Genomic DNA, 6897 nt, shown 5'->3' on the forward strand with positions numbered 1-6897 from the left:
ACCGCCACGATCCGGCCGTCGAAGTCGCGGTCGCGCTGCAGCCGCGGCGGCAGCCTGCCGTTCAGCAGGATCAGCCCGTCCACTGCCCCGGTCAGCATCTGGCCGGCATGCCGGTCCTCACGCGCCAGATCTTTGGCGGTGTTGCCGACCAGCATGCTGAAGCCGCGCGCCGCGGCCTCCTCCTCGACCCCCAACAGGACCTCGGAGAAGAACGGGTTGCCGATATCCGGCACCAGCACCAGGATCTGCCGCGCCTCCTGCCGGCGCAGGCCGCGCGCCAGCGGGTTCACCGCATAGCCGGTCTGGCGCACCGCCGCCTCGATCCGCTCCCGCGTTTCGGCGGTGACGAGGGGGGAGCCGGTCAGTGCCCGGCTGACCGTCGCCACTGAAACGCCCGCCAGCCGGGCGATATCGACCATCCGGGTGCGGTTCCGGCCATTCACAGGGGAGGACAATATTCGATCCTCGATTCCACGGTTGACGCCTCAATGTAATCGATTGTACGATCCGGTCAAAATATGGAATGCGCTGCAGTTGCAGTGTTCGTCGCCCGTTCTGCGGGCGATGACGAGGTTCGTTGAGCCGTTAACCGAATAAATCGAGGGAGGAATCTTATGAATTTTCCCCAACGACTTCTGCTGTCGGTCGCGTTTTGCAGTGCAATATCAGCGATGGCGGCGGGAACGGCGACGGCGCAGACCGTCGACGTGATCCACTGGTGGACCAGCGGCGGCGAATCCAAGGCGATCAAGGTGTTCGCCGACGAGTTCAAGAAGCGCGGCGGCACCTGGATCGACAGCGCCGTGGTCGGCGGCACCGCGGCGCGGCAGGCGGCGATGAATCGGATCGCCGGCGGCGACGCGCCGGGCGCCATCCAGTGGAACATCGGCGTGGCCGTCACCAACCTGGCGAAGGAAGGGCTGCTGGCCGATCTCGACGACCTCGCCGCCGCCGGCAAGTGGCAGGAGAAGCTGCCGCCGCTGATCGTCAAGAACGCCTCCTATGACGGCCATTTCTACGCCGTCCCGACCGATATCCATGGCGACAACTGGCTGTGGTACTCGACCAAGATCTTCCAGGAGGTCGGGGCCGAGCCGCCGAAGACCTGGGACGAGTTCTTCCCTGTCGCCGACAAGATCAAGGCCAAAGGCTACACCGCGCTCGGCCTCGGCGGCGAGCCGTGGCAGGAGGCGCTGCTGTTCCGCTCGGTCCTGATCGGTGCCGGCGGCAAGGAGACCTACAAGAAGGTCTATGTCGACCATGACGCAACCGCCGCGGGCGGGCCGGAGATGGTCAAGGCCTTCGAGACCTTCGGCAAGCTTCGCGCCTATGTCGACCAGGGCAGCGCCGGCCGGAAGTGGAACGACACCACCATCATGGTCGCCACCAACAAGGCGGCGATGCAGATCATGGGCGACTGGGCGAAGGGCGAGTTCGCCGCCGCCGGCCTGACCCCGGGCAAGGAGTTCGGCTGTGCCCGGCCGCCGGGCAACCAGGACGCCTATGTCCTGACCGTCGACGTCTTCGCCTTCCCGAAGCTGGACGATCCGGAGAAGACCAAGGCCCAGAAGCTGCTGGCCGAGGTGATGATGGACCCGGCCACCCAGGTCGCCTTCAATCAGTTCAAGGGCGCCCTGCCGCCACGGATGGATGCCGATGTCGGCACCCTCGATATCTGCTCACAGGAAGGCCAGAAGGTGATGTCGAAGGTCGAGAACCAGCTGCCGAACACGGCGCTGGCCTTCAGCAGCGACGTCGAGGGCCAGCTGCAGGATCTGATCACCCAGTTCTGGACCAACCCGGAGATGAAGCCGGAGGAGGCTGCCAAGCAGTTCTCCGAGATCGTCGCCAACGCCGACATCTGACCGACCGCCTCAACCGGACCGCTTCGCCCTCGCGGCGGGCGGTCCTCTGGAGGGATCATGGCTGCGCTCCGCATCCGCTACCTGACCGCCAAGGCCGTGGTCGCGCCGACCGTTCTGGTCATGGCCGCGTGCTTCTACGGCACCATCCTCTGGACCATCTACATCTCCTTCACCCGGTCCAGCCTGGTGCCGAACTACGATTTCGCCGGCGTCGCCCAGTATGTCCGGCTGTTCAGCACCGCGCGCTGGTATACCGCCTTCGGCAACATGTTCGTGTTCGGCGGGCTGTTCATCGCCGGGGCGCTGGTGCTGGGCACGCTGCTGGCGGTGCTGATCGACCAGAAGGTGAAGGGGGAGGGGGCGTTCCGCACCATCTTCCTGTACCCGCTGTCGATGTCCTTCATCGTCACCGGCCTGGCCTGGCAGTGGTTCCTGAACCCGACCATGGGGCTGCAGGATTTCGTCCGCGGCCTGGGGTGGGAGGGCTTCACCTTCGACTGGATCGTCGACCGCGACCGGGCGATCTACACCCTGGTCCTGGCCGGGGTCTGGCACTCCTCCGGCCTGATCATGGCGATCATGCTGGCCGGGCTGCGCGGCATCGACCACGAGATCTGGCGCGCCGCCCGGGTCGAAGGCATCCCGCGCTGGCGCACCTATCTGTCGATCGTGCTGCCGATGCTGCGGCCGCTGGTCGTCACCTGCGTGGTGCTGCTGGCGATCGCGGTGGTGAAGAGCTACGACCTGGTCGTCGCCATGACCCGGGGCGGCCCCGGCAACGCCACCGACCTGCCGGCCAAATTCGTGGTCGACCTGACCTTCGAGCGCGCCAATATCGGCCTGGCCTCGGCCGGCGCCGTGGTCATGCTGGTCGCCGTGCTGGCGGCGCTGGCGCCCTATCTTTACATCGAGCTGTCGCGGAGGGCGCGATGACCGACACCGCCGTCGCCGGCGCGATCCCGCGCGCCGTCCGCCGCCCCGCCCGCAAGGCCTCGGCCAGCCGCGTCGGGCTCTATGCCGTCCTGGTGCTGGCCGCGCTGTTCTTCGCCATCCCGGCGCTGATCGTGCTGTCGACCTCGCTGAAGCCGATGGACGAGATCCGCGAGGGCTCGATCTTCGCCCTGCCGATGGCGCCGACGCTGGAGCCGTGGTCGAAGGCCTGGCTGTCGGCCTGCACCGGCCTGTTCTGCGACGGGTTGCATGTCGGCTTCTGGAACTCGGTCCGCATCCTGGTGCCCAGCGTCATCCTGTCGGTGCTGGCCGGGGCGCTGAACGGCTACGCCCTGGCGCAATGGCGCTTCCGCCATGCCGACAAGATCCTGACCGCGCTGATGCTGGGCGCCTTCATCCCCTACCAGGTGATCCTGTACCCGCTGGTCAAGATCTTCGCCGGCATGGGCCTCTACGGCACGCTGCCCGGTATCATCCTGATCCATGTCATCTTCGGCCTGCCGACGATGACGCTGATCTTCCGCAACTTCTATGCCGGGATCCCGGAGGAGCTGGTGAAGGCCGCCCGGGTCGACGGCGCCGGCTTCTTCCGCATCTTCCTGCAGATCATGCTGCCGATGTCGGTGAACATCCTCATGGTCGCCCTGATCCTGCAGGTCACCGGCATCTGGAACGACTACCTGCTGGGCTACATCTTCGCCGGCCGTGAGAACCTGCCGATGACGGTCCAGCTCAACAACATCGTCAACACCACCACCGGCACGATCGAGTACAACGTCAACATGGCGGCCACGGTGCTGACCGCGCTGCCGCCGCTGCTCGTGTACTTCCTGTCCGGCCGGTACTTCGTCCGCGGCATCGCCTCGGGCGCCGTGAAAGGATAGGCCCATGTCCTCCGGCATCCAGATTCGCGCCCTGAACAAGTCCTACGGCCCGCTGCACGTGCTGCGCGAGATCGACATCGAGGTCGAGCCCGGCGCCTTCACCGTGCTGCTCGGCCCCTCGGGCTGCGGCAAGTCGACCCTGCTCAACGCCATCGCCGGCCTCGACGACGTCGATTCCGGGGAGATCGTGATCGGCGGCGTCGACGTCACCGACGCCGAGCCCAGCGCCCGCGGCCTGGCCATGGTGTTCCAGTCCTATGCGCTGTATCCGACCATGACGGTGCGCAAGAACCTGTCCTTCGGCCTGCGCGTCAACCGCATGGCGAAGGAGGAGGTGGAGAAGCGCGTCGCCTGGGCCGCCGACCTGCTGCAGATCCGCGAGCTGCTGGACCGCAAGCCGGGCCAGCTCTCGGGCGGGCAGCGCCAGCGCGTGGCGATCGGCCGGGCCCTGGTGCGCGACGCCCAGGTGTTCCTGTTCGACGAGCCGCTGTCCAACCTCGACGCCAAGCTGCGCACCGAGATGCGGGTCGAGATCAAGCGCCTGCACCAGGAGCTGGGCTCGACCATCGTCTACGTCACCCACGACCAGATCGAGGCGATGACGCTGGCCACCCGGATCGCGGTGATGAAGGGCGGGCAGGTCGAGCAGTATGCCGACCCGCAGACGCTGTACGAGAAGCCGGCGACCCTGTTCGTGGCCGGCTTCGTCGGCTCACCGGCGATGAACTTCCTGCCCGGCACGGTGGTCCGGGGCAACGGCGCCAGCGCCCGGATCGAGGGCCACGACCTGCCGCTGGCCGGCTATCCCTTCCTGTCCGAGCCCGCGGCGGGGGACGAGATCGTGCTCGGCTTCCGGCCGGAGGATATCGGCCTGGCCGAGGACGGCGCGCCCGGCGTCCAGGTCGACGCGCCGCTCCTGTTCACCGAGCCGATGGGCGCCGACACGCTGGCCTGGTTCGACCTGGCCGGCAAGCGCCTCTCCGTCCGCCTGCCGCCGGACCGGGCGCGGGCGCTGTCGGGCGGCGCCCGGCTGGCGCTCGACCTGTCCAAGGCCTCCCTGTTCAGCACCCAGACCGAGCGCCGGCTCTGACACCGGCCCCGGACCAGACGCCGGCTCGAGACCGGCTTCAAACCCCAGAGGAAGCGATGTCCACTCCGGATGTGATCTCCATCCAGCTCTACAGCCTCCGCAACTACGGCGACCTCGACAAGCAGCTCGACGCCGTGGCCGCCGCCGGCTACCGCCATGTCGAGACGATCCAGTCGCATTTCGAGGATGCGGCCGGCACCCGCCGCAAGCTCGACTCCCGCGGCCTGACCGCGTCCTCCGGCCATATCGGCCTGCCGGCGCTGCGCGAGCGGCTGGACTGGGTGGTCGACGGCGCCAAGACCGTCGGCCTGACCCAGCTGTTCATGCCGGCCGTGCCGACTGAGGAGCGCAAGGGCGGTGGCGACCATTGGCGCCGCATCGGCCAGGAGCTGGGCGAGTTCGCGGCCCGGCTGGCCGACAAGGGCATCAGGCTCGGCTACCACAACCACCATTGGGAGCTGGAGGCGGCGGAGGATGGCCGCCCGGTGCTGGCGCATTTCTTCGACGGCGCCAACGGCCACCCGCTGACCTGGCAGGTCGACGTCGCCTGGCTGGCGCGCGGCGGGGCCAACCCGTCCGACTGGCTGAAGAAGGAACAGGCGCGGGTCGTCTCGGCGCATGTCAAGGACATCGCTCCGGCCGGCCAGAAGACCGACGAGGACGGCTGGACCGATGTCGGCACCGGCACGCTGGACTGGCCGCGGCTGTGGCGCGAATGCCGGGCGGCGGGCGCCGAGTGGATGGTGGTCGAGCACGACAACCCCAAGCACCCCGACGCCTTCGCCAAGGCCAGCTTCGACTTCCTCAAGGGCCTGCCGGCCTGATCGACCCCTTCGGAGACTCCCGAAAATGACCCCCGTCACCCTCGGCATCATCGGCTGCGGCAACATCAGCGACGCCTATTTCCGCGGCGTCGCGGGCTCCAGCCTGGTGCGCGTCAAGGCCTGCGCCGACCTGCGGCGCGAGGCGGCCGAAGCCAAGGCCCAGCAATACGGCGTCCAGGCGCTCTCGGTCGACGAGCTGCTGGCCGACCCGGAGATCGAGATCGTCATCAACCTGACCGTGCCGCTGGCCCACGCCGCGGTCGGACTGCAGATCATCGCCGCCGGCAAGCATGTCTATCTCGAGAAGCCGCTGGCGGCGACGCTGGCCGATGCCCGCGCCTTGGCACAGGCCGCGGCGTCGGCCGGGCTGCGCATCGGCTGCGCCCCCGACACCTTCCTCGGCGGCGCCCACCAGGCCTGCCGCCGGCTGGTCGACGAAGGCCGTATCGGCCAGGTCGTCGGCGGGGCCGCGGCGGTGATCTCGCGCGGCATGGAGAGCTGGCACCCGAACCCGGAGTTCTTCTTCAAGCCGGGCGGCGGGCCGATCCTCGACATCGGGCCGTACTACGTCACCCAGTTGATCAACCTGCTGGGGCCGGTGAAGCGCGTGGCGGCGGTCGCCACCAAGGGCTATCCGACCCGGACGGTAACCAGCGAGCCCCTGAGCGGCCAGATCATCCAGGTCGAGGTGCCGACCACAGTCAACGGCGTGCTGGAGTTCGAGAGCGGCGCCAATATCTCGCTGACGGCGTCCTGGGACGTGTGGAAGAACAAGCGCATCCCGTTCGAGATCTACGGCACCGAGGGCTCGCTGCTCGTACCCGACCCGAACTTCTTCGGCGGCGCGCCGCAGGTCACCGCCCAGGGCGGCGACTGGCAGGATGTCGACATCTCGGCCCATCCCTTCGGCGTGCCGAACCGGCCGCTGAAGGACGGCCGCTCGGTGGCCGATTACCGCATCATCGGCGCGCTCGACATGGCCGTCGCCATCCGCGAAGGCCGGCCGCACCGCGCCTCCGGCGACCTGGCGCTGCACGCGCTGGAGGTGATGGAGGCGTTCGGCCGCTCCTCGACCGAGGGCCGCCACGTCACCATCGAGAGCGTCTGCCAGCGGCCGGAGCCGGTGCCCTTGGGCACGGACGAGTCGGTCTTCGTCGCGGCGCGCAAGGCGGCGTAAGATCCTCGCGCAACATATTGCTGTCATTGCCGGGCTTGACCCGGCAATCCAGAGGGTCTCGACAGTCTCTGGATGCCCGGGTCAAGCCCGGGCATGACAGTTTTAG

At 68.2% G+C, this 6897-nt stretch carries 7 protein-coding genes; 6 read left to right on the forward strand and 1 reads right to left on the reverse strand.

Annotated features, from left to right (window positions below; translation table 11 throughout):
* The coding region (locus ABDW35_RS28495; protein WP_343717234.1) for a LacI family DNA-binding transcriptional regulator at positions 1-419 on the reverse strand (419 nt) is incomplete at its 3' end.
* A gap of 252 nt (positions 420-671) precedes the next feature.
* On the opposite strand from ABDW35_RS28495, the gene ABDW35_RS28500 reads away from it, so the two are divergent.
* The 6 genes from ABDW35_RS28500 to ABDW35_RS28525 are packed head-to-tail and all read left to right on the forward strand — an operon-like array spanning position 672 to position 6791.
* A complete protein-coding gene (locus ABDW35_RS28500) occupies positions 672-1865 on the forward strand; it encodes an ABC transporter substrate-binding protein (protein ID WP_343717235.1) in 1194 nt (397 codons plus the stop codon).
* A 57-nt stretch (positions 1866-1922) separates the two neighbouring features.
* The gene (locus ABDW35_RS28505; protein WP_343717236.1) at positions 1923-2798 is read left to right on the forward strand and encodes a sugar ABC transporter permease; all 876 of its coding nucleotides are present in this window, start codon (positions 1923-1925) and stop codon (positions 2796-2798) included.
* Positions 2795-3700: a carbohydrate ABC transporter permease gene (locus ABDW35_RS28510; RefSeq protein WP_343717237.1), complete on the forward strand. Its 906-nt coding sequence runs from the start codon at positions 2795-2797 to the stop codon at positions 3698-3700. Before ABDW35_RS28505 ends, ABDW35_RS28510 begins: the two co-directional genes overlap by 4 nt.
* Before the next feature lie 4 nt (positions 3701-3704).
* Positions 3705-4790 (forward strand): ABC transporter ATP-binding protein, encoded by a 1086-nt coding sequence (locus tag ABDW35_RS28515; RefSeq protein ID WP_343717238.1) that lies wholly within the window; start codon positions 3705-3707, stop codon positions 4788-4790.
* Positions 4791-4846: 56 nt separating this feature from the next.
* Positions 4847-5614: a sugar phosphate isomerase/epimerase gene (locus ABDW35_RS28520; RefSeq protein ID WP_343717239.1), complete on the forward strand. Its 768-nt coding sequence runs from the start codon at positions 4847-4849 to the stop codon at positions 5612-5614.
* A 25-nt stretch (positions 5615-5639) separates the two neighbouring features.
* A complete protein-coding gene (locus ABDW35_RS28525; protein ID WP_343717240.1) occupies positions 5640-6791 on the forward strand; it encodes a Gfo/Idh/MocA family oxidoreductase in 1152 nt (383 codons plus the stop codon).
* Positions 6792-6897: the final 106 nt, after the last annotated feature.

The organism is Inquilinus sp. (assembly GCF_039594555.1).
GTDB lineage: Bacteria > Pseudomonadota > Alphaproteobacteria > DSM-16000 > Inquilinaceae > Inquilinus.

Excerpts from the sequence above, each read along its gene's own strand:
- ABDW35_RS28520 (WP_343717239.1), top strand. The coding sequence starts at position 4,847 with ATGTCCACTCCGGATGTGATCTCCATCCAGCTCTACAGCCTCCGCAAC.
- ABDW35_RS28505 (WP_343717236.1), top strand. The coding sequence starts at position 1,923 with ATGGCTGCGCTCCGCATCCGCTACCTGACCGCCAAGGCCGTGGTCGCG.
- ABDW35_RS28525 (WP_343717240.1), top strand. The coding sequence starts at position 5,640 with ATGACCCCCGTCACCCTCGGCATCATCGGCTGCGGCAACATCAGCGAC.
- ABDW35_RS28500 (WP_343717235.1), top strand. The coding sequence starts at position 672 with ATGGCGGCGGGAACGGCGACGGCGCAGACCGTCGACGTGATCCACTGG.
- ABDW35_RS28515 (WP_343717238.1), top strand. The coding sequence starts at position 3,705 with ATGTCCTCCGGCATCCAGATTCGCGCCCTGAACAAGTCCTACGGCCCG.
- ABDW35_RS28510 (WP_343717237.1), top strand. The coding sequence starts at position 2,795 with ATGACCGACACCGCCGTCGCCGGCGCGATCCCGCGCGCCGTCCGCCGC.